Below are 20,324 nucleotides of genomic sequence, written 5' to 3'. Positions count from 1 at the left end.
GATGGAAAGTGAGCGCGAACTCAGGACGGCAGTTGTTCAGCCAGCCAGTCCGGGACATTGATCCGGTAGCATTTCTGTTCGTAAAGGCGGCTGATCTTCCAGCCCTGCTCGGTCCGGATAAAATCGTGAATATACCAGAGGCCAAATACGAGCGTGTCGCTCGATTGCCCCTGCGAGACGGTCATCGGATTGTAGCATACCGTCTTGGTCCGGGCGGTATCGCCATCGATAGCGTATTTTGTGGTCGACACTGCGTGCTGGTAGGCGAGAATGGGAGATAGCCCCTCCACGAGGAATTGCTTGATCTCGGTCAGTCCGCCGCGCACGCCCACCATTTCTGAATAGTCTATCAGCGCGTCTTGCGTGAAGTACTCGTCAAGCGCGTCCCAATCGCGATTGTCCACGGCATAACAATATCCCACGATCAGGTCCTGCAGTTCAAACCTGTCGGACATTTCCTGCATGCTCAGGGTCATGGCCTCTCCTCCGTTCGATATGGTGCGATCGCACGGGCGTTCGTCCTGGCCGCCTTTCGTTGGGTAGGTGGCAGCAGGTGCGGGGATCGGGATGACGGGCTACGGCCTGCGCGATGGGCGGGCCAGATATCAAGCAAGGAGAATACTGATGGGCCTGGCCCCGTTCACTGAAGCCGATTTCGTCCTGTCCAAGGAGAAGCGGGCCGAAATCACAGCCGGACTGACTGAGCGGCAGGCTTTCATGGTCACGCAATGGATGGACCTGCACGAAGTCATCAATCGGGGCGATTGGGACGGCATGGATGCCTTCTTCAACACCGACACCATGACGTATGACAATCCGAACCGGCCGGATCTTGGCACCTACCATATCTGGAAGACCTCGCCGCAGGGCCTCTACAAGACGTTCCCGCCCAGCACTTACCGGACTTTGAAGGCATGGGGTCGCGGCGACGATGAGGTCTGCGTGCTCTGCCATCACTACGGCAAGCACACTGGCGGTCCCTACATGGGTGTTCAGCCGACAGGAAACGAACTCAACGTCCTGTGGTTCTCCTGGCTGCGTTTCCGCGGCGACAAGATCGACCACATCTATTCGATCTCCGACGTGCTCTCGATGCTGAAGGACCTCGAAGTGATCGATGTGCCTCAGCCAGTCGATCCCTACAAGTGATCGAGCACGCCCCGGCCGCCTGCGTTGTCGGGCGGTCGGGGTGTGAAAAGGCCCAATCTTAGAGCGGGACTTGCGGCATAGCTCGCCAAGGGTTTGACGTGGGGCTCTCGGGTGCCTCGGGGTATCGGCGTCCTTAACGCTGAGAGTTTCCCAGTAGCGGCTGGCGTCTCATTCGCCCGTCTTGGCCATCTCATCGATCCAGCCGTTGAGTTTCGCCCAGCTGTCGCTGCGCGTCGAGGCGAAGTTATGGCAATGCGCAGAACCAGCGAGCGGCATCAGGCTGATACGGCGCGACTTGCCGTAGAACGACGGCTCAAGAAGCGGATCCGGACTGACGTCAATGTCCCCGAAATGCAGATAGACGGGAACATCGATCGCGGCTGCCTCATCCGCCACGCCGCCGGGCACTATCGCCAGGCGGCCGTAGCTGTTGGGCGTGACCGAGGCGCGGGAATCGTCGGCGGCAATGACGGCTTCAGGCACGTCAGGGGCGTGGAAACTCGCGCGCATCGAACCCCGATCCGCTTGACTGTAACCACTGCCTTCGACCCGCTTTTCGAGATCTGCACGCACTTCGTCCGGCAGATCGAGGCTGATATTGGTGAACCCAAGGATCGCAACCTGATCGAAGCTGCGAAACGAGGCCTGCTGAATGATCGTGAGCATTCCGCCCATGGAGTGACCGATGCCGCTGATCCGTTTGCGCTTCGCTGCAAGTTCGGCGCCGAAATCTCCAGCGTCGATCCGGCACAGGATGTTTGCAAGCGCCTGATGGTGCGCCTGCGCGCCGAGCAGGGGATTTAGCAGTCCTTCATCGAGTGGCTTGGAACTATCCCCCATTCCCAGTGCGTCGAGGGTGAGGACGGCCTTTCCCTGGGAGAGGAAGTAATCGATGAAGCTGTAGCCGGGGTGACCGTCAATCCATGCATCCCAGTACCAGCGACTGTACGATGCGCCATGTAGGCAGACGAGCAGGTCGAGAGCATCTGAAGGCACGGTTTCGGGCAGGGCCAGCGTAGCGGCAACCGTGAGTGGCTGCGCGAATTCGATCGCGGGTGCAACGGGTATCGACAGCGTTAATTTGGACACGGTTGCTATCCTGTTTCAGAGGCTGAAGCCACCGTCGACGATGAGGGTCTGACCCGTCACGTAACCTGCACGCGCTGACGCAAGGAAGGCCACGGCGTTGGCGATATCGCCTGCGCTGCCAAAGCTCTGGAGCGCGATCCGCTTGCGCTGGGATTCCCAGATGTCCGGTGTGTAGAGAGTTGAAAGAAATTCGGCGCCAAGCCCTGCGTCGATGATGCCTGGTGCGACCATGTTCGCCCTGATGCCGTATCGCCCTTCTTCTTTCGCAACAGCCCGGCAAAGAGCCTCGATACCGGCTTTGGGAACCGATGAAAGCGCATCGCCAGGGGGGAAGCAGTAATTGGCAACCGATACGACCGCGACGAAATTGCCGAAGCCCTGCGTCCGGAAGTGCGGCAGGGCATGGGCAACCACGCGGGTGAAACCCATCAGTTCGATCTCGATGACTTCGCGCCATTGCTGTTCGACGATCTGACTGACGAATGGCTGCGGAATTTCGACGCCGCTGGCGTAAACGACGGTCCCGATTGCTCCGAACCGCTCCACGGTGCTGCGCATGGCCTCCTGGATCGAAGCATTGTCAGAAAGGTCGCAGCGGACCGCGAGGGTGCCGCCGTTTCCGCCCATTGTTTCGGCGACTGCGAGGGCTCGCTCCTGGCTGGAACGATATCCAATGGCGACTCCGTTCCAGTCAGAGGCAAGCTGCCTGCATATCTCGCTTCCGAGGCCGCCGGTTCCGCCAATGACTATTGCGGCTCCCCGGTTCATAAAGGCAGATGCTCGGCCAGATGGCGCAGCAGTCGAACTGCGAAGGCATCGTTCTGGTCGCCGGTGAACATGTGACCGACACCCTCGGCGATTTCGACCTCCAATTGCGGTGTGAGGCTTTTGAAATGGCGAACGCTCTCGTCCGAGACAAGTTCGCTGAGCTGCGCCTTCACCAGCACGACGGGTGATTTCACCCTGCCGGCCGCTGCAAACAGGGATGCGCGTTCGGAAGGCGGATGCAGGAATTCGGGTGCGGTTGTGCGCGGATCCCAATGCCAGAACAGCCGGCCGTCTTGCTTCCGCATCGACTTGGCCAGCCCGGATACATTGGCAACGCGCGGTTGGCCCAAATGGCGATGCAGAGCATCGGCTGCGTCATCCAGCGTCGCAAAGCCGGCGTCGCTGCTGCGAAAGAAATCGCGAATGCCATCCACGCCGTCATCGACGATCAGCGGCGCCACGTCCGCCAGCATGATGAGCCTGACGAGATCGGGATGACGCGAACCGCCGACCAGTGCCGATTGGCCGCCTCGCGATGCGCCGACCAGCGCAACGGGCCTGGAGAGACGGGTGACGATGGCTTCCACATCGCGCCCGTAGGCTTCCAGCTCATAGTCGCCATCGGCCGCCCAGCCGCTCTCGCCATGCCCGCGCAAATCGAACGTAAGTGCATAGTAGCCGGCCTCCGCTGTCCGCCGTGCCGAACGCGTCCATGAGCGCCGGCTTTGGCCGCCGCCATGGAAGAAGCACACTGCAGGAGCAACAGGGTCGCCGAAGGCATCGGCTACCATGTCGAGATGGTCACCGGGCCACGTAGTTTGGGAAGCGGTGATCATGCGCAAGTCTGCCGATCACGCTGCCGCGACCGGGGGTACCAGTTCTGCAAAGGAAGGATGTTCGCCTGGCCCGCGGTACGCGAACTTGCCCGGCGCATGGTGCCACTTGCCGTCGTTCCTGCTCTCGTAGGGCGAGGCGACCTCGATAAGGCAGCCATGGGAGCTTTTCGGGCCCACCCAGCTCCATTTCTGCCAGGTCATGTCCGGGTCGTTGTAGGTCTTGCCGCCGCCAAGCACCTGAATGCCTTCTGCGGCCAACTTCTCCATCGCGTCCGGTACGTCGTCCGTAGCAAAGCAGAAGTGATGCACGTGCTCGCCGACCTTTTCGAGGCGGTCGCCCATTGGCGTTCCCGGAGAGGGCTGGATGAACTGGATTTCGGTTCCGCCATTGTTGACGAAAGTGGCCCACCGCATGCCTGCATCCGCACCGCTCGAGAATTCGTCGTACTTGACGATACGCTCTTCCAGCGATGCAGGGTCGAGAACGCGCAGGATCTTGGTCCAGTTCTCGATGGCGGTGTCGAGGTCGCGTACGACCATGCAAACGTGGGCAAAAGGTCCGCTAGGCATAATCTCTCTCCTGGAGAATCTTCAGATTTCTATTGTTGCTGTGCCGGAATTGACGGTACCGCGCCCGTCCACGTCGAGCTTGAATTCGCAAGTGACCGTGCTTCCATCGATCGCCGTGACCTTGCCGGTGACGACAGCGCGATCCTCGCCATAGACATTGTCCAGAAAGCGCGAATCCATCTTCGAAATCCGGCCGTTGGGGAAGGCACGCATGAGCATGTTCATCATGTAGGCCACGTTGATTGGCCCCTGGTTGATGACGCGGTTGCCCAGGCCCTTCGCCTTTACGACTTCGACGTCGAGATGGATCGGATTGGGATCCGCGAGAAAGACCGCCCACTGCTTCATTGCATCGGAGCTGACGCGTTCGATGGTGAAGGAAGGCAGTTCGTCTCCAACGTCGTATGTCATGCCGCAAACTCCTTGCGGGGCAGTACCCACACGTTGTCGGTTTCAAGCACTTTGGTGCCGTCCAGCAGGTGCAAACGGAGCCGGTAGGTCAGTACGTCCATGACGCCGAGCTTGCGGCTGCGCTTGCGGACGAGATCGAGGATTTCGCCGGTGACCCTGTAGCTTTCGCCCACCTTCAGAGGGGCGTCGAACGTTACGCCGCTCGAGCCCATCATCGGACCGTCCTCGACGTCGAATTCGCAGGCCTCGCATACGCCGGCCACCGTCTTGCCCATCGCGACCTGGGTCGCGATGTAGTAGTAGATCGGATGCGCAGTGCCGTCAGGCGCCGGCTCGATGCCGGTCGACCGGCACAGCGCAGCGTTTTTCTCGGCACTGATCGTGAAGATCGCCCTGCCGTCCAGAGACGTGCCGGCAGCGTTCGGGGCAGGGGGCAGATCGTCGAGATCGCTCATGGCCATTTCCTTCAGAAAGAGCGGGGCAGCCCGAGGCTTTCGGCAATGGTGTTGCGAACCATCTCGTTGCTGATTGGCGTCATTCTCAGGATCCGATGATCCCGCCAGTAGCGTTGCATGTCCGTCTCTGCGGAATAGCCCATGCCGCCCAGGATCTGGATGCCTAGATCGGCCGCTTTTACTGCATTTTCAGTGGCGACCATCTTGAGCATGTTCGCCTCGACACCGCAGGGCATGCCGTTGGCTTGCATCCATGCGACGTTGTTGAGCAGCAATTCGGTCGTTTTTTGCCAGGTGGCGATATCCGCAACGTAGTGTTGAAGGATCTGAAAGCGGCCGATGATGCCCCCGAACGCCTTGCGCTGCTTCATGTAGTCGAGGGCGTCTTCAAGTACGCCGTCTATCGCACCGAGGCACTGCGCGCCGACCATGATACGCTCGTTGTTGAGCGTCGGCAGCATTGCGTACCACGCCTGCCCCGGTTCCCCGAGCACGTCCTCATCCGGGACGAAGACATCGTCGTAATGGACTTCGCACGAACCCATCGCCCGCATGCCAAGCTTGGGCAGTAGCGAGCAGGTAATGCCGGGAGATTTGGCATCGACGAAGAACATCGTGAGGCCGTGATGCTTCTTTTCGACATTGCGATCCGTCCGGGCGAGGACAAGAAGCCGGTCAGCCGCCTTGGCGGCCGTCGTCCACATCTTGGCCCCCTTCAACCTCCAGCCGCCCTCGACCTTGTCCGCGTAAGTCTTCATCGCGCCCAGGACATCGGTCCCGCCATCGGGTTCGGTCATCGACAGCGAGACGCGAAGCTTGCCCTGCGCCATCGGCCTCAGCCAGCGATTCTTCTGCTCTTCGGTTCCCACCGCACCGATCGTCTTGGCGCCTCCGAACGAGGTAAGGCCCCACACCCAGAGCAACCCCCCTGCCGTGCGGGCGAACTCGCGGGCGAAGATCATCTGCATCATGACGTCGCCGCCAAGCCCGTCATATTCTTCCGGGATGCCGATGCCGAAAAAGCCTTGCTCTGCCAGCTTGTCCCAAAGCGCGTAAGGGTAGTTTTCCTCGTCGGCTTCGAGCGTGCGCATCCAGTCCTTCGGGGCTTCTGCGTCGACCCAGCGGCGCACCACGTCACGAAAGGCCTGCTGCTCGTCGGTGAGCGAAAAATCCATTGTACTTCCTGTTCTCTTGCGCTCCCAATTGGCACCCATCCGGTGCGCTCAGAACCTATCGTCCTATAGGGTCGGCCCTGCGTGGAAGCGAAACATCTGGTCTACCATCATGGTAAGCTGGCTGGTGACGGGCGCCTGTTCGATGGGATCGCCCTCGGTTCCGACCGTGTTGATCGCAACCCCGAGAGGTGTGGGCCAACCGCGCAGGGCATGGGTTATGCTGCGAAGCTGCTGGAGCGTTCCAACCGCAGCCTGCCAGCCAGCAGCCGTGGCGATTGCGCCGACCGGCAGGCCGTCGAAGTAGCAGCGACTGTCCCGGTTCGTATCCTCGACATAATCGAGCGCGTTCTTGACGAAGCCCGATATCGCACCGTGATAGCCCGGCGAACCGATGATGATGCCATCGGCGGTCCGAAGCAGTTCAATATAACGCCGTGCTGCGTCGGAGCGCTCCTGATTTTCCGGTGCATACGGGGGGAAATTGATGTCTTCGCCCGAAAGGATGGTAGTGCGTGCGCCGCGCTCCTGCGCGATTGCTAGCGCTTTACGCAGGGCGCGTTCGGTCGATGACATGGCGCGCATGGTGCCGCCGATGGCGATGAAATGGGGCTGAGTCATATCAGATCGACAATCCACCTTCGACCGGAATGACCGATCCTGTCACGTAGGCTCCGGCGCGAGAGGCCAGATAGATGGCGGCGCCCGCCAGGTCTTCCGCAGTACCGGTGCGCCCGCGCGGCACCATGCCTTCGACCATTTTTCTCATCTCGTCGGACGTGATGACGGTCATCTCCGTCTCGAAGAAGCCGGGCGCGATGACATTGGCCGTGATGTTATCGCGGCCCAGTCGTTTGGCGAGACCCTTCGCCAGCCAGTGGATCGCACCTTTGGATGCCTGGTAGGCGTAGTTCTCCTTGGGACCGACCTTGAGAGCGCCTACCGAGCCGATGTTGATGAGGGATGCCGGCCGTTCCTTTGTCCCGCCGGCGCGCAGTAGAGGGAGAAATTTCTGAAGCAGGAAGAACGGTGCCTTCAGGTTGAGATCCATGACCTGGTCCCAGTCCTGCTCGCTGTAATCGTCGATAGGCGCCTCGGCCATCGCACCGGCATTGTTGACCAGGATATGAAGCGCATTCTCGGCTTCACTCACGCGGGCGACGAGAGCGTCCACTCCCTCCAGGGATGAGACATCAGCGGTTAGCCCGATGCATTGACCCCCGGTCGAGGTGCTGATTTCCCGGGCGGCATCGAGCACTTTGGCCTCGGTCCGCGCGCAGATATAGACCTTGGCGCCGGCGGCCGCGAAGCCGGTCGCTATATGGCGCCCAATGCCGCCGGAGCCGCCCGTCACGACGGCGATGCGGTCCTTCACCGAGAACAGTTCTGCGGGGTTCATGCGTCTACCTTCAATCCGGCGATTTTAAGGATCAGGCCGGTGGTGCCTTCGGGATCGCCCACCAGCAGAGCATGGTCGCCGGGATGTTCGTGAATGTTCCAGCCGAGCGCGCGCGCGCGCTCGTGCATCGCCGTCATTACGGTCACGGCGGCGGCGATATAGTCCACCGGTCTTGCGATGGTTTCGCTGCCCTTGGCGATGGCGCCCGCTGTCGCCTTCATTGGCTGGTCAGAAAGGTTGTCGAGCAGCCACTTTTCCCGTGCGGGATCCATGAGGTGCGGATGCTCCTTGGCAGCCGCACGCTGCATCTCGTCGACGCCCGAACCGATCGGTCCCTCGCCGGCTTCAAGCAATGCATCGAGCTGTGCGACTTGTTCCTCGGGTACATAACCCATCAGCGAGGCGATGCGCTCGCCCGAATGGGCGATAATGGCGTCGAGGTAGATGATGCTGGCGATGCGGTCGCCCACCTCTGCTATGATACCCGGCGCCACGGTGCCTGCATAGCTGTGCGCTACCAGCACGACGTCATGCAGATCTTCGAATTTGAAGACGTTGACGATGTCGCGCACGTGGGTCTCGTTGCCCACATCGCGGCCGATGAGATGGCTGCGCTCGCCAAAGCCGGTAAAGGTCGGTGTGTAGACCTTGTGCCCGTGCGCTTCGAGAATCTCCCGGACGTATTTCCAGGTCCAGCCGCCCATGCCGCCGCCGTGAAGAAGAACGAATGTGGTCATGGCAATCAGGCCTCCGCTGGTTCGGTGTTCTGGATAAATTCGGGGAATGGGTCCGGCCCCCAAAGGAACATGCTGTCGTCAGGGGCGTGGTTGGCCGAGGGCCAGTCCACATCCGCAGGAATGAAATCGATGTCGGCGGAATACTCGCTGAAGCTGCCCCAAGGATCGCGTACGTAGTAGAAGTAGTTCGCACCCAGCACGTGCTGGCCGAGGCCCCAGTTGGGTCCGTAGCCGGCGCGCGCCATGCTTGCGCCGCCGAGACCCACTTCCATGACGGAACCCACGTCCCAGCTGTTGTGATGCATACCGCGGCGGTCGGAGAGCACGAGTGCGAGCAAGTGGTGATCGCTCCCATGGACACCATGGAGAAAGGCAACAGCGGGCTCGCTCTTGTCGGAGAGCCGCAGGCCAAGCGTCCGCTCATAAAAGTCGATCGCGGCGTTCACGTCGGTGGTGAAAATCGCAAAGTGCGAAAGACGCCGGGGGTGGACCTTGGGTGCCTTGCTGTTGGGAATCGCGCCGGACTTGCCGGGTTCTGAACTCGTGAAGCTGAAGCGGCTCTTTTCGGCGGGCGTCGCCTTTTCCGCAACGCGGACGTTGATGGGAAGGCCGTCGAACCCTCTGAACCAGATACCCTTGGCTTCTGCGTTGTCAGGTGCCGGGATGAATTCCACACCGGCGCGCTTGAGGTGGCCGCGAAACGTCTCCTCCTCATCCGCGAATATCCCGAAGCTGAGATAACGCAGCCGCTTGGCATCGCCTGCCTGGCTGAGGACTGCCCACCTGTGCGGATGACCCTGCGCATAGAGTTCGAGCCGGCCATCCGCCTCGCGCACGTCCAGACCGAAGAGCGTGTAGAAGCGTCGTGCCTCGTCGAGGTCGGGCACTTCCACCGCAAAGTGATCGATGGAATGGACACCAAGTACATTGGCGCGGCGACTGGCGATGCTTTTCTCGTTCATCCTGTCCTCCATGGCGGCCGAGCGATGTTCTGGCGCATCGCTCGGCCCGAAATCACGCTGCCTTGATGGGATTGACCAGCAAGCCGATTTTTTCGATCTCCACTTCGCACACATCCCCGTCCTTCATGAAGAGCGGAGGATTGCGGGCAAGTCCGATGCCCGACGGCGTGCCCATGACCAGCACGTCGCCTGCTTCCAGCGTGAAGCATGTGGAAAGCAAGGACACCGTATCGACAACATCGAAGACCATGTCAGAGGTATTGGCGCTCTGAACCACCTGCCCGTTCAGCCTGGTCTCGATCTTGAGCCCAGCGCCGCCCGCGGGCAGTTCATCGGCCGTGACCAGCCATGGACCGAAGGCACCGGTATCGTCGAAATTCTTGCCCACGGTCCATTGCGGCGTCTTGAGCTGATAGTCGCGCACGGAGCCGTCATTGAACACCGAGTAAGCGACGATGTGGGACAGCGCGTCTTCCTTTCCGATGTTCTTTCCGCCCTTGCCGACGATTGCGACCATTTCAGCCTCGTAATCGAGCTGGTCCGATGTGGCCGGCTTGATGATCGGTGCGCCGTGGCCGATCAGGCTCGAATTGAACCGTCCGAAAACTGTCGGGAATTCGGGAACCTGAAAGCCGCCTTCGGCAGCGTGATCCTTGTAGTTGAGACCAAGGCACAGGATTTTCGGCGCCTTGATGAGCGGAGGCAGAAATTCAAGGTCGTCTTGCGCGACGCTCTCTCCCTGGGCCAGGACTTTGCCGCCCGCCTTTGCGAGCGCTTCGCCGCCCTGAGCGACAAGGTCGTCCAGATCGTAGAGTGCCGCGTCGCCGAAAATCGCCTTGATGCCGGAGCCAGTGTCCACCGCAACGCCGATGCGACCGTCCTTCGAAACTTTTGCCAAGCGCATGATTCGATCCTTTTCCAAACTCGGGCACCGTGGGGTGGCTCGGTCGGCTCGTCAATCTGAAATATATTCTAAGTACTCAAATATACCTCTAGCGTTTACCTTGCATTTCGTTGCTGCTATGGAGACTGGGATGACAAAAAAGCTCAGCCTCACCGAGCAGGCCTATCGCCGGCTGCGGGACAATCTCCTGACCTGCCGCCTTGTGCCGGGGGAGCGGATCAACATCAAAGACGTGTCGGACAACCTGGGGTTCAGTCTCGGTGCAGTCCGAGAGGCCTTGTCGCGCCTGACGTCTGAAGGGTTCGTCGTCCTTGACGATGCGCGAGGCTTTCGGGCAGCGCCGATTTCCATCGCCGATCTGACTGACCTCGTCATGGTGAGGAGTGACATCGAGGGACAGTGTCTTCGCCGCGCCATCGAACGCGGCGGCCTCGATTGGGAATCGACGATCGTGAGTGCTGCCCACCGTCTCAGCAAGACGCCGACACGCGATCCCGACATGCCGGAGCGGCTCAATGAGGACTACGCCGAGGCCCATGGTGACTTCCATCATGCCCTCGTCGATGCTTGCGACAGCCCATGGTTGCTGCGCATGCGCGAATGGCTCTACGCTCAATCCGAACGATATCGCTACCTCACGGTTCCGCTCGCAACCGGCGAGCGGGATCTGGTGCATGAGCATGCCGAAATCGTCGAAGCCACGCTTGCCAGGGATGCGGATCGGGCCGTCGCTCTCCTCAGAAGCCATCTCGAGGCAACAGCCAGGCTTCTGATCGATGGACAGACCGACCCGGCGGGTGAGGCGAACCTGCGTTTCCTGGATGACAAGGCCGCCTGACACCATTTTCAGCGTTGCCTTTGCTGGCCCGTGCCGCCCCCGCTGGCCGGCATCAGCATGTTGCTCATGCCGCCGTCGACAAGCACATCGATACCGCTGATGTGGCTGGCCTGCGAACTGGCGAGGAACAGGATGGCGTTGGCGACATCCTCGGCCAGGCCGAGTTTACGCAAAGGTATACTGGCTTCCCGCTCTTCCCGGCGCGTCTTGTCACCGTAGCCGGCGGCCGTCATCGGCGTGTAGGTAGGACCGGGAGAGACGGTATTGCAGCGGATGCCATCGGGACCCCACTCAATGCAGAGTTGCCGGATCAGCATCAGAAGCGCCGCCTTGCTGCACGAATAAAATCCGAGCCCCGGCGTGGGCTGGGTGCCCGACATCGAACCTGTAGCAATGAAGGCACCCTTGCTGGCTCGCAGGTGCGGATGCGCGGCCTTTGCTAGCAGCCAGGTGGAGCGAGTGTTTACCGCGAAGATCCGGTCGAAGTCGGCAAGTGGCTGGTCGACAAGAGCGCCACCCATGATGATGCCCGCATTGCTGATGACTGCATCGATACCGCCCATGTGGGCGAGTGCAGCCTCGACGATGCGATCGCCGCAGTCGGGCTCGGCAAGATCGACGACGCAGCCCCCTGCCGCCGGCCCAATTTTGCCCGTCACTGCTCCAAGATTGGCCTCGTCCCTGTCGGCGAGGAGCATTGAGTGCAGGCCGGGCAACACTTGTCCCGCCGCCAGCAGTTCAGCGCAGGCGCGGCCGATGCCGCTGGCTGCACCAGTAATGACCACACGCATTCCATTCTCCCTTTGCGCGCAGCGCCTGATCAGTCCTTGAGACCAAGCTCGTCCATCAACGCGCTGCGCAGCTTGAACTTCTGTATCTTCGATGCCGACATCGGCCATTCGTCGATGAACCGGATGTGCCGGGGCACCTTGAACGAGGCAAGGCGCGCCTTGGTAAAGGCGATCAATTCCTCCGGCTCGACAATCACGTCGCCGTCTCGCTCGATGTAGGCTGCAGGGATTTCGGCCAGCCGCTCGTCCGGCAGGCCAACGACCTGGGCAAGACGAACAGCCGGATGCGCGGCCAGGACCGCTTCGACTTCTGCCGCCGCGACGTTCTCGCCGCCCACCTTGAGCATGTCCTTGAACCTGCCGTGAAACATCACATGCCCGTGCGCATCGATCGAGCCGATGTCGGCGCTGTGATACCAGCCCTCGCTGTCGAGCGCCTGGGCCGTCTTCTCAGGATCTTTGTAGTATCCGTCGAACAGATTGTAACCGCGGATCAATATCTCGCCCCGTTCGTCGACGGCTTTCTCCAAGCCTGTTTCAGGGTCGATGATTTTCATTTCGATGCCGGCAAGAGGATAACCGAGCTTTCTGAAGCCCATTTCCGGCTCCATCCCGTAGCCGCCGGTGGTCACGATTCCTGTAGCCTCCGTCATGCCCATGGTCCCCACCTGCAACATACCGGGAGCCTTCTCCCGGTATGCCTGACCGACCCGGTCGGGCATGAAGGCAAAGCAGCTGTTCTGGAGCCTGACCGAGGAAAGATCTGACGTTTCCCAATCGGGATGCGCGATCATTGCCTGATGAAATGTGACGAAGGGGAGGAACATCATCGTCACGCGCTCCTGCTCGATCTGGCGCAGGCTTTCTCCGGCGTCGAAATGCGGCTGTCCGATGAAGGTACCACCTACCTCCATCGCGCCGAGCATGCAGAGCATTGCGGCGATATGGAAAAGCGGCAGCGGCGACCATGCTCGCTCGCCGGGCTGGAAGGCCCAGCGATAGTGCGCCAGGTTGTTCGCCTCGCGCGTCACGGCTTCATGGCTTAGTAGACAGCCCTTGGGATTGGCCGAAGTGCCGGAGGTGTACAGAATCATCGCGGTATCACGTACGCGAACAGTGAGGCGCGCCGCATGGATTTCGTCTTCGCTGACCTGTTCGGCGGCTTCATCGAACATCGCCTGGTCGATGAAGCCGGGAACCGAACGACCGCCAAGCATGATGATGCGGGAAAGCTTCGGTGCCGCGGCAAGTGACAGGCGAGCAGGATTGTCGGCACTCGCCAGGTCTGCAAACGCCTCGTAAAGCCGGGCACCGAAGTCGACGTGTTCAGAGACAAGATCGTTTGTGACGATGGCTGCAAGGTCGGCGTTCTCCGACACGTACGCCATCTCTGGTGCCTTGTAGCGGGCATTCATGAGAACCGAGACGGCACCGCACATCGCATTTGCGAAAAGCGTTTCGACGAATTCGATGCTGGACGGCAGCAAGATGCCGACATGGTCGCCCCGCCGAATCCCGAGCGCCCTTAGCCCCCTCGCGCGGCGCAGAACACTGGCCACGACTTCGTCATAAGTCTTGCGTTCGCCCGGAAAAACCAGGGCCTCCCTGTCCTTGCCCTTGTCCCACCCCGCCAAGAGGTGATCACCCAACGTCGTCGCGGTGATGCGAATTGCGGCGTCGTCTTCACCCGTCATGCTCACAAAAGCTCGTCCTCAAAGTTCGTCCCTGCGCGATGAGTGCGAGATTGCAGCGAACCCGCGATCCTGCGCCTTTCGTTGGATAGGTGCGGACAGGCTGGCCAGACCCAAGAGCAGGATCACGAAAACACCGATCACTGGCCGGGAAATGACGATGGAAGCCTATATCTACGATCATGTTCGCACGCCGCGCGGCAAGGGCCGGCCCGATGGCGCGCTGCATGAGATCACTTCGGTCGAAATGGCGACACAGCTGCTCAAGGCCTTGCAGGAGCGCAACGCACTCGACACCGCCTTGCTCGATGACGTTATCATTGGCATGGCGCAGCCGGTCGGCGAACAGGGCGGTGTCCTGGCGCGCGCGGCAGTTCTTCAAGCCGGCTATGCGCAATCGGTGGCTGGCCAGCAGATTCACCGATTTTGCGCGACTGGCCTCGATGCTGTCAGTCTCATCGCGGCCCAGGTCCATTCCGGCATGATCCAGGCCGGCATCGGGGGCGGCGTTGAATCCATGAGCCGGACGGTCATGGGCTATGATTCCGGTGCCTGGACGTCGGACCCGGCTGTTGCATTCGGCAACTATTATGCGCCGCAGGGCATCGGCGCGGACATCATCGCGACGCTCGACGGCTACACCCGCGAGGATGTCGACCGTTTCGCGGTCGAGAGCCAGCGCAAGGCGGCCCGTGCCTGGGAAAACGGCTATTTTCGAAATTCCATCGTGCCAGTGAAGGACGTGCTGGGCGAGGTCGTGCTCGATCATGATGAGCACATGCGTCCGGGCACCACGCTGGAGAGCCTGGCAAAGCTCAAGCCCGCATTCGAAGGCTTCGGGAAAGCCGGTTTCGAAGCTGTCGCAAAAGCGCGGTACCCCGAGATCGAGGACCTCGACTACGTCCATCACGGCGGCAACAGCTCCGGTATTGTCGACGGTTCCGGGCTCGTCCTGGTCGGCTCACGGGCGTTCGGCGAGAAAGCGGGGCTCAAGCCCCGCGGGCGCGTCCGTTCCTATGCCAATATCGGTTCTGAACCGACGATCATGCTGACGGCCCCTGCGGAGGTCTCGCGCAAGGCTTTGCGGGCCGGAGGAATGATGCCCAAGGACATCGACCTCTGGGAGCTCAACGAGGCCTTCGCCAGCGTAGTTATGCGCTTCCAGCGCGACATGGACATTCCCGACGACCGGATCAACGTGAACGGCGGCGCGATCGCCATGGGACATCCGCTCGGCGCCACCGGCGCGATGATCCTCGGCACCGTGCTCGACGAATTGGAACGCCGCGACGCCGAAACCGGCCTCATCACGCTGTGCGCGGCCAATGGTCTTGGGACCGCCGCTATCATCGAGCGCGTCTGAACGCTGCTCCATTCCTAGAAAAAGATCGGGACACACCCATGAAGACAATGCGACTGGAGAAGGCCGAAGACGGCTTCGCGATCCTGACTCTCGATGCCGAAGGTTCGATGAACGTCGTCAACGACGGCTTCATTGCGGACATGACGCAGGCCACCAGGCAGATCGCACAGGACGACGCCATCAAGGGCGTTATCCTGACCTCGGGCAAGAAGTCGTTCATGGCCGGCGCGGATCTCAAGCAGCTGGTCAATGGCTTCGATACGCTCACACCGCTCGAGGCCTATGCGTTCTCGAAGCGGGCGACCGACATGCACCGCGCGATCGAGCAGTCGGGTAAGCCGTGGGTTGCAGCGATCAATGGTTTGGCGCTGGGCGGAGGTTTCGAACTCGCGCTGGCCTGCCATCATCGCATCCTCGTCGATGATGCAAAGGCCACTGTCGGCCTGCCCGAAGTTACTGTCGGTCTCCTTCCCGGATCTGGAGGCACGGTTCGGCTCGGTATCATCGCCGGCATGAAAACGGCGCTCGACCTGCTTCTGACCGGCCGCGCCGTCGCGCCTGCCGAAGCGCTCAAACTGGGCATCGTGGATCAGGTGGTTCCCGAAGCGGAACTTCTCGATACCGCCCGGACGTGGCTGGCGAGCGGGCCCGACCCTGTCAAGCCGTGGGACGTCAAGGGCTGGGTTCCGCCTCAGAAGAAAGGGCTCACGGTACCGGAAGATTCCGCCGCGTACATGATGGCGACGGGAGGCCTTGCGAAGAGCGGCTATAATCAGCCGGCTCCGCTCGCAATTCTCAATTCGCTGTTTCAGGCATTGCAGTTGCCGTTCGACAAGGCGCTCGCAGTAGAGGGCAAATACTTTGCTAAGCTGCTAACCGATCCGGTCGCCCGCAACATCATTCGCACGACCTTCATCTCGAAGCTGGCAGCAGAAAAGGGCGCTCGCCGCCCCGCAGGCTATCCCAGGTTCGAAGCGCGAAAGGTCGGCGTGCTGGGCGCGGGGATGATGGGTGCGGGAATTGCCTACGTTGCGGCCAATGCCGGCATCGACGTCGTCTTGATCGACCGCGATGTGCCGACGGCGCAAAGGGGCAAGGACTATTCAGCCAAGGTACTCGACAAGCTGGTCGAAAAAGGCAAGGTGACGCGGGACAAGGCCGATGCGGTTCTTGCCCGCATTGTCCCGACCGACGATTTCGGCATGCTCCAGGGCTGCGATCTGGTCGTCGAAGCCGTGTTCGAGGATACCGCGATCAAGGCGGAGACCACGAAGAAGGCAGAGGCAGTGCTGCCGCCCGAAGCCATTTTTGCTTCTAACACCTCGACTCTTCCGATTTCGCAGTTGGCGCTGGCTTCGAGAAGCCCGGATCAGTTCATCGGTCTGCATTTCTTCTCGCCGGTCGATCGCATGGGTCTGGTCGAGGTCATCATGGGCAAGCAGACCAGCAAGGAAACGCTGGCCAAGGGTCTCGATTTCATCGCGCAGCTCCGCAAGACGCCGATTGTCGTCAATGACAGCCGCGGCTTTTATACCAGCCGCGTGTTCCAGATGCTGATCCACGAAGGAGCGGCCATGCTGGCGGAAGGCGTGCCACCGGCAGTGATCGAGAATGCCGCCAAGGCAGTTGGCATGCCGGTCGGTCCGCTCGCGCTGCTGGACGAACTCACGCTGGATCTGCCGCTCAAGATCGTCGACCAGGCGATCGCGGAAGAGGGCGAGGCCTATACTCCGCCGGCCGGCGTTGCCGTCATGCGCAAGATGAAGGACGAGATCGGACGCTCCAGCCGCAAGACCGGAGGAGCCTTCTACGACTACCCTGAAGGCGGCAAGAAGCACTTGTGGAAGGGGCTCGTCGAGCACTTCCCTGTCAATGACAGTTGGGACATCGAGGAACTCAAGAAGCGCTTTCTATTTGCCCAGGCGATGGAGACGGCGCGCTGCCTGGAAGAGGGCGTGTTGGAAACACCGCAGGACGCCGATCTCGGCGCGATCTATGGGTGGGGTTTCCCGACGTGGACCGGCGGAACGATCAGCTACATCGATACGATCGGCATCGGCTCGTTCGTCGGGGAAGCGGATATCCTTGCCCAGCGATATGGGCCCCGTTTCCTGCCTTCCGCGTGGCTGCGTGAGAAGGCATCGCGCGGCGAGACCTTCTACACTGCCGAAAGCGCCGACGAGGCCAAGGAGCCCATGCCAGCATGAAGCGCCTGATCTTCGAGCCGGAGCACGAGCAGTTTCGCGACAGCGTCGTCAAGTTCATGAGCGCCAATGTCGGCGCCCATGCCGAACGCTTTCGCGAACAGGGCATGGTCGATCGCGATCTTTACCTCAAGGCAGGCGAGCAGGGATTGCTCTGCACCTGGGCCGAGGAACGGTACGGGGGTGCGGGAATCGACGATTTTCGTTTCGAGCAGATTATCATCGAGGAGAATATGCGCCACGGCGACATAGGCTTCTACATCAATCTCCATAACGATTTGGTCGCGCCCTACATCGCCAAGCTCGGCACACAGGAGCAAAAGGAGCGCTGGATGCCCGGCATCGTCAGCGGCGAGACTATTCTTGCCGTGGCGATGACCGAGCCATCTACGGGCAGCGACCTTGCAGGAATGCGCACGAGCGCGGTCGAGCATGACGATCACTGGGTGCTCAACGGCGCCAAGACATACATTTCCAACGGCATTTTGGGCGATCTGGTTGTTGTCGCGGCACGGACCGATCCGGCCAGCCGCCATGGGCTTGGCCTGTTTGTGGTGGAGCGCGGCTTCGAAGGCTTCGAGCGCGGGCGCAAGCTCGCCAAGATGGGTATGAAGGCGCAGGATACCGCCGAGCTGTTCTTCAGCGATGTCAAAGTGCCCAAGCAAAACGTGCTGGGCGATCCGACGCAGGGCTTCAAGTATCTTGCGCGCTTCCTGGCACAGGAGCGCCTTGTGGCAGCGATCGGTTTCATGGCCACTGCCCAGACTGCCTTCGACCTTACGCTGGACTACGTGAAAGAGCGCAAGGCCTTCGGAAAGCCGATCGGCGCGTTTCAGAATACGCGCTTCAAGATGGCTTCCATGCGCGCGGAGCTCGATGCGATCCAGACGTACGTGGATCAATGCGTGATCCTGCTCAACGCAGGCGAACTCACTGCCGAAGATGCCTCCGCTGCCAAGTTGCTCACGAGCGAACTGGAGGGCCGGGTGATGGACGAATGCGTCCAGCTCCACGGCGGGGCCGGGTACATGGACGAGTACCGGATCAGCCGGATGTACACCGATGCCCGCGTCAGCCGCATATTCGCCGGCACGAGCGAGATCATGCGCGAGATAATCGGGCGCGGGCTCGGGCTCGACGAGCGCAAGCTGACCTGACCGAAGGGAAACTCGCTATGCTGAACCTTGAGCGCATGCGCGGTTACCGGGTCCCGATCGCGCAGGACGTTTGCGATCCGCGTTCCGCCATCCTCTACGCCCTGGGCGTGGGAGCGGGGCTCGCCGCCATCGATGAGAGCCGCTTCCTCTTTGAGCGTGACCTCACCGTTTTGCCAACCATGGCGCTTGTGCTTGGCACGCCGGGGTTCTGGCCGATGGCTGCGGAACTCGGGTGGGACTGGCCGCGAATTCTGCATGGCGAGCAGAGCTTGCGTCTTCATCGACCGCTGCAACTGGGCCAGGTCATTCATGGCCGGATCGAGATCGGAGAGGTCGCCGACAAGGGACCGGGCAAGCCCGCTCTCGTTCGGGCGAAGCGGATACTGACGACGCCGACAGACCAGCTGATTGCGGAGGCAGAGGAAATCTGGGTCCTACGGGGCGAAGGTGGTTTCGGGGGAGACCGATCTCTCGTTCCGCTTGCGGATGGACAATGTCCCGATTTTCCGCCGGATGCAGTGCTTGACCTGCCTACGGCGGCTAACCAGGCGATGCTATACCGGCTGACCGGCGACCGCAATCCGTTGCACATCGATGCCGGAACGGCGGCGGCGGCGGGGTTCGAGCGCCCGATCCTCCACGGACTGGCGACGATGGGCCTCGTTAGCCGCGCATTGATCCATTTGTGCTGCGGCGGAGACGCGTCGTTGCTGACGCGCATGCATGTCCGTTTCACCGCGCCTGTGTTCCCAGGCGAAACCATTCGGACCGAGATCTGGCGCGATGGAGATGACATTCGCTTTCGCGCGTCTGCGAGAGAACGCGGCGTGGTGGTGATCGACGGGGGCAGTGCCTGCGTTCAAGGATTTGTGAAAGAACAGGAAGAGGTCACGTGAAAATACTGGATGGAAAGGTCGCGCTCGTTTCGGGATCGGGGCGGGGCATCGGCAAGGCGATCGCGCTCAAATTGGCTAGCGCGGGCGCAAATGTCGTGGTCAATGACCTTGACGAAGACGTGGCCCGCGCCACCGCGGCCGAGATCGAAGGACTTGGCGTTCGCGCCGTCGTTTGCGTCGGCGACGTTACTGATCCGACTTTTGGCGATACCTTCGTGTCCGCAGCAGTCGCGGCTTTCGGCACGATCGATATCATCATCAATAATGCCGGCTATGCCTGGGATTCGGTGCTTCAAAAGACCAGCGACGAACAGTGGATCGCGATGCTCGATGTACACCTGAGCGCGCCTTTCCGGATTCTTCGCGCCGCGCAGCCGATCATTTCGTCCGCAGCCAAGGCCGAGATCGAACAGTACGGGCGTGCCAAGCGACGGACAGTCGTAAACATTTCGTCAGTTTCGGGTCTTGGCGGAAACCCGGGGCAGGCCGGTTATGCTGCCGGCAAGGCAGGGATTGTCGGCCTCACCAAGACTGTGATGAAAGAGTGGGGGAGATACAACACCACGGTCAATGCCGTCGCCTTCGGCGCGATCATGACGCGTATGACGGCTGGCGAGGCTGGCAGTTCAACCATCGATATCAAGGGCAAGAAGATCAAGGCCGGGGTCAGCGACGAGATCCTTGAGGCCATGGAGAAAGGAATTCCCCTCGGGCGCGCAGGCACTCCGGAAGAAGCAGCAGGACCCGTCTATCTCCTTTGCATGCCGGAGGCCGATTACATCACAGGTCAGGTCATAGTCGCGGGGGGCGGCTGGCAGCTCTGACCTGTGGAGCGAGGGAGGAACTATGTCCTCCCTCGCTCAAGTCTTTTCGCTGCCGGAGGAATGCGGTCCTCGGAGGATACGGCATCAGGGATGAGCCTGGCTGGACGC

General features: G+C 61.1%; 22 protein-coding genes. 7 read left to right on the top strand and 15 right to left on the bottom strand.

Features of this window, described 5'->3' with window-relative positions:
• Nucleotides 1–20: 20 nt before the first annotated feature.
• Complete coding sequence (locus tag NTCA1_RS16975; RefSeq protein ID WP_133085033.1) at nucleotides 21–476, bottom strand: nuclear transport factor 2 family protein; 456 nt, start codon at nucleotides 474–476, stop codon at nucleotides 21–23.
• Between the two features lie 148 nt (nucleotides 477–624).
• Here NTCA1_RS16975 and NTCA1_RS16970 point away from each other — a divergent pair, with 148 nt between their 5' ends.
• Nucleotides 625–1,149, top strand: coding sequence for an ester cyclase (locus NTCA1_RS16970; RefSeq protein ID WP_133085034.1), 525 nt, complete (start codon nucleotides 625–627; stop codon nucleotides 1,147–1,149).
• A 168-nt stretch (nucleotides 1,150–1,317) separates the two neighbouring features.
• On the opposite strand, the gene NTCA1_RS16965 is transcribed toward NTCA1_RS16970, so the two are convergent.
• The 12 genes from NTCA1_RS16965 to NTCA1_RS16910 form a co-directional block, all read right to left on the bottom strand.
• Nucleotides 1,318–2,238, bottom strand: coding sequence for an alpha/beta fold hydrolase (locus NTCA1_RS16965; RefSeq protein WP_159831191.1), 921 nt, complete (start codon nucleotides 2,236–2,238; stop codon nucleotides 1,318–1,320).
• A gap of 15 nt (nucleotides 2,239–2,253) precedes the next feature.
• Nucleotides 2,254–3,006, bottom strand: a complete 753-nt coding sequence (locus tag NTCA1_RS16960) for an SDR family NAD(P)-dependent oxidoreductase (RefSeq protein WP_133085036.1) — start codon at nucleotides 3,004–3,006, stop codon at nucleotides 2,254–2,256.
• The gene (locus NTCA1_RS16955; RefSeq protein WP_133085037.1) at nucleotides 3,003–3,842 is read right to left on the bottom strand and encodes an alpha/beta fold hydrolase; all 840 of its coding nucleotides are present in this window, start codon (nucleotides 3,840–3,842) and stop codon (nucleotides 3,003–3,005) included. Before NTCA1_RS16955 ends, NTCA1_RS16960 begins: the two co-directional genes overlap by 4 nt.
• Before the next feature lie 15 nt (nucleotides 3,843–3,857).
• Nucleotides 3,858–4,412, bottom strand: a complete 555-nt coding sequence (locus tag NTCA1_RS16950; RefSeq protein ID WP_236549402.1) for a VOC family protein — start codon at nucleotides 4,410–4,412, stop codon at nucleotides 3,858–3,860.
• Nucleotides 4,413–4,433: 21 nt separating this feature from the next.
• Nucleotides 4,434–4,823, bottom strand: coding sequence for a MaoC/PaaZ C-terminal domain-containing protein (locus NTCA1_RS16945; protein ID WP_133085038.1), 390 nt, complete (start codon nucleotides 4,821–4,823; stop codon nucleotides 4,434–4,436).
• On the bottom strand, nucleotides 4,820–5,278 hold the full coding sequence (locus tag NTCA1_RS16940; protein WP_133085039.1) for a hypothetical protein: 459 nt from the start codon (nucleotides 5,276–5,278) through the stop codon (nucleotides 4,820–4,822). The genes NTCA1_RS16945 and NTCA1_RS16940 overlap by 4 nt, the downstream gene beginning before the upstream one ends.
• Nucleotides 5,279–5,289: 11 nt before the next feature.
• On the bottom strand, nucleotides 5,290–6,453 hold the full coding sequence (locus tag NTCA1_RS16935; protein WP_133085040.1) for an acyl-CoA dehydrogenase family protein: 1,164 nt from the start codon (nucleotides 6,451–6,453) through the stop codon (nucleotides 5,290–5,292).
• Nucleotides 6,454–6,516: 63 nt separating this feature from the next.
• Nucleotides 6,517–7,071, bottom strand: coding sequence for an NADPH-dependent FMN reductase (locus NTCA1_RS16930; protein ID WP_133085041.1), 555 nt, complete (start codon nucleotides 7,069–7,071; stop codon nucleotides 6,517–6,519).
• 1 nt (nucleotide 7,072) lies between these two features.
• Nucleotides 7,073–7,825, bottom strand: a complete 753-nt coding sequence (locus NTCA1_RS16925; RefSeq protein WP_236549401.1) for an SDR family oxidoreductase — start codon at nucleotides 7,823–7,825, stop codon at nucleotides 7,073–7,075.
• 20 nt (nucleotides 7,826–7,845) lie between these two features.
• Nucleotides 7,846–8,586: an alpha/beta fold hydrolase gene (locus tag NTCA1_RS16920; protein ID WP_133085043.1), complete on the bottom strand. Its 741-nt coding sequence runs from the start codon at nucleotides 8,584–8,586 to the stop codon at nucleotides 7,846–7,848.
• Nucleotides 8,587–8,591: 5 nt separating this feature from the next.
• Nucleotides 8,592–9,548: a VOC family protein gene (locus tag NTCA1_RS16915; RefSeq protein ID WP_133085044.1), complete on the bottom strand. Its 957-nt coding sequence runs from the start codon at nucleotides 9,546–9,548 to the stop codon at nucleotides 8,592–8,594.
• Between the two features lie 52 nt (nucleotides 9,549–9,600).
• Complete coding sequence (locus NTCA1_RS16910) at nucleotides 9,601–10,452, bottom strand: fumarylacetoacetate hydrolase family protein (protein ID WP_133085045.1); 852 nt, start codon at nucleotides 10,450–10,452, stop codon at nucleotides 9,601–9,603.
• Between the two features lie 100 nt (nucleotides 10,453–10,552).
• Here NTCA1_RS16910 and NTCA1_RS16905 point away from each other — a divergent pair, with 100 nt between their 5' ends.
• Nucleotides 10,553–11,290, top strand: coding sequence for a GntR family transcriptional regulator (locus NTCA1_RS16905; protein ID WP_236549400.1), 738 nt, complete (start codon nucleotides 10,553–10,555; stop codon nucleotides 11,288–11,290).
• Nucleotides 11,291–11,298: 8 nt separating this feature from the next.
• Here NTCA1_RS16905 and NTCA1_RS16900 read toward each other — a convergent pair whose 3' ends face one another.
• Both NTCA1_RS16900 and NTCA1_RS16895 read right to left on the bottom strand, forming a co-directional pair.
• Nucleotides 11,299–12,081 (bottom strand): SDR family NAD(P)-dependent oxidoreductase, encoded by a 783-nt coding sequence (locus NTCA1_RS16900; protein ID WP_133085046.1) that lies wholly within the window; start codon nucleotides 12,079–12,081, stop codon nucleotides 11,299–11,301.
• Between the two features lie 29 nt (nucleotides 12,082–12,110).
• A complete protein-coding gene (locus NTCA1_RS16895) occupies nucleotides 12,111–13,775 on the bottom strand; it encodes a class I adenylate-forming enzyme family protein (protein ID WP_236549399.1) in 1,665 nt (554 codons plus the stop codon).
• Between the two features lie 157 nt (nucleotides 13,776–13,932).
• Here NTCA1_RS16895 and NTCA1_RS16890 point away from each other — a divergent pair, with 157 nt between their 5' ends.
• Genes NTCA1_RS16890 through NTCA1_RS16870 form a run of 5 tightly spaced genes read left to right on the top strand, consistent with a single transcriptional unit; the run spans nucleotide 13,933 to nucleotide 20,216 of the window.
• Nucleotides 13,933–15,135, top strand: coding sequence for an acetyl-CoA C-acetyltransferase (locus NTCA1_RS16890; protein ID WP_133085048.1), 1,203 nt, complete (start codon nucleotides 13,933–13,935; stop codon nucleotides 15,133–15,135).
• A 38-nt stretch (nucleotides 15,136–15,173) separates the two neighbouring features.
• Complete coding sequence (locus NTCA1_RS16885; RefSeq protein ID WP_201282523.1) at nucleotides 15,174–17,342, top strand: 3-hydroxyacyl-CoA dehydrogenase NAD-binding domain-containing protein; 2,169 nt, start codon at nucleotides 15,174–15,176, stop codon at nucleotides 17,340–17,342.
• Nucleotides 17,339–18,496 carry an acyl-CoA dehydrogenase family protein gene (locus NTCA1_RS16880; protein WP_133085049.1) on the top strand — a complete coding sequence of 386 codons (1,158 nt, stop codon included), beginning with the start codon at nucleotides 17,339–17,341 and terminating at the stop codon, nucleotides 18,494–18,496. The genes NTCA1_RS16885 and NTCA1_RS16880 overlap by 4 nt, the downstream gene beginning before the upstream one ends.
• A gap of 17 nt (nucleotides 18,497–18,513) precedes the next feature.
• Nucleotides 18,514–19,392 carry a MaoC family dehydratase gene (locus tag NTCA1_RS16875; protein WP_133085050.1) on the top strand — a complete coding sequence of 293 codons (879 nt, stop codon included), beginning with the start codon at nucleotides 18,514–18,516 and terminating at the stop codon, nucleotides 19,390–19,392.
• Entirely contained in the window at nucleotides 19,389–20,216 is an 828-nt protein-coding gene (locus tag NTCA1_RS16870; RefSeq protein ID WP_159831190.1) for an SDR family NAD(P)-dependent oxidoreductase, read from the top strand. Before NTCA1_RS16875 ends, NTCA1_RS16870 begins: the two co-directional genes overlap by 4 nt.
• The last annotated feature ends 108 nt before the right edge of the window (nucleotides 20,217–20,324 follow it).

The sequence above is a fragment of the Novosphingobium sp. TCA1 genome (assembly GCF_009811895.1).
GTDB classification, from domain to species: domain Bacteria; phylum Pseudomonadota; class Alphaproteobacteria; order Sphingomonadales; family Sphingomonadaceae; genus Novosphingobium; species Novosphingobium panipatense_A.
This window is presented reverse-complemented; position numbering and strand designations above follow the sequence as displayed.